This is a genomic window from Pseudomonas sp. FSL R10-2964, assembly GCF_009600035.1.
In the GTDB taxonomy this organism is placed as follows: Bacteria; Pseudomonadota; Gammaproteobacteria; order Pseudomonadales; family Pseudomonadaceae; genus Aquipseudomonas; species Aquipseudomonas bubulae.
In genome coordinates this window covers 1-1,465 of the sequence record NZ_WIWH01000089.1, presented here as the reverse complement: position 1 = coordinate 1,465, position 1,465 = coordinate 1, and the positions used below count along the sequence as shown (strand labels likewise).

1 protein-coding gene is annotated in these 1,465 nt (G+C 55.6%); it reads right to left on the bottom strand.

Annotation, left to right across the window (positions count from 1 at the left end):
• Positions 1-773, bottom strand: a 773-nt coding sequence (locus GHN92_RS23540; RefSeq protein WP_178102687.1) for a replication initiation factor domain-containing protein, incomplete at its 3' end; no start/stop codon positions are given.
• Positions 774-1,465: the final 692 nt, after the last annotated feature.

The window sequence follows — 1,465 nt, the reverse complement described above, 5'->3', positions numbered from 1 at the left end:
GCCCCAATGGCCTGTCCTAGAGCCTCCCAAGACCCTACATCAGACGCCCATTGAGCCATGATCGCGCCGTATTGTTTAACCAGTGCAGCCCTTGCTCGTTCGGTGTCTGAACGCTTCCATACAGTGCCTACAGCCTTCTTTTCGAGGTGATCCCAACCGATGCACTTGAGCGCGTCTGGAACCCAAGCAGCGCAGAAAGCATGCCCCGGCTCCCATGTGGCAACAGCGGCTCGATGATCCCGTTTTGGCCTAACGCGTACTTCAAGCCGAACCCAGTTTCTAGGAGCATCACCACCTTGCTCATAGCCTTTCTCGTAGAGCACCAGGCGAACCGGCGAATCTTTCGAACCGAGATACAGCGTGCGAATTTCACCCCGAACCCAATCGCCCTGCTGGTTGATAGCCAAACGATTGTCTTGAGCGTATTGAATCAAGCGAGCAGCCATCGAATCAAAGAGGCCGTCTTCCTGCCAGTCTTCGCAAGTGTCCACCCGTGTTGGGAGGTGGGGTTTACCGAACTCCCGAAGAGCTGCCGCGAGAGCCGGAGACTCATCACTGGTTGACTTGCAATTGACCCCGGTTTGCCCACCCCAACAGACGTGGCAAAGAGTTCGATCACCGCGCCGGATTTGTCCGCCATAGAGATAACCATTGAGGTTCTTAGCAGGTGCCCAATCGGACAACGGCCATGCCCTCAAAAGAGCGTCAACAAGACCGGATTGTTGCGGATCTTGGACAAGAACGGTCGATTGATACCAATCCCACCTAGCCATTGGCTGTAGCCCCCGGTTTATAAGGCTTTCGAGGTTTCTTGGGATGTGCCTTCTCGGCAGGGAGGGAGATACCTGACCCCCGTGTTACTACATGGGGGTCGGCTGCGTTCTCAGAGGCATCTTCTGACAGCTTCCCCATGAGCATATCGAGCTGTGAAGAAGCATCCCCAGCGACCGTAACAAGTTCGTTATGGAGACCCTCGACAACGCTTCGTAGACCGCGCTTAACCTCGTTAGGTGCTTCCATAGCGGCCTCCAGAAGCGCCACAGTGCGCGTAAGGCTCGGAGCAACGGAATTGAGCAGATCCGCAATGATCGCGCCTCTAGTGCGCCCCTGAAGCTTTGCAAGACGCTCGATGACCTCATGCGTTGAAGGCTCCAACGTAACTTGGACTCTAGGCTTGATGGTAGGCATGGGTGAACTCCAGGTGGACACTTAAGGCTTGAGTGTGGCCCAAGGTGTCCACCTCGTCAATAAGTGTGGTACTGACGCGCTCGCGCTTGTCCGCTGGGAGAGGTCTGGAGGCTGCGCAGCGCTACGCTAGCGCTTCCTCCAGACCTCTACCAGCCGCAAAGAGTTTTGACGCCAAAGGCAACAGTCCATTGAGCCCCTAAGTGAATTCGCAAGCCCTGCATAAGGGTCACAAGCTTGTTGGTGGGGGTCATCAAACTGTCTTGGGTAGCAGTCATTA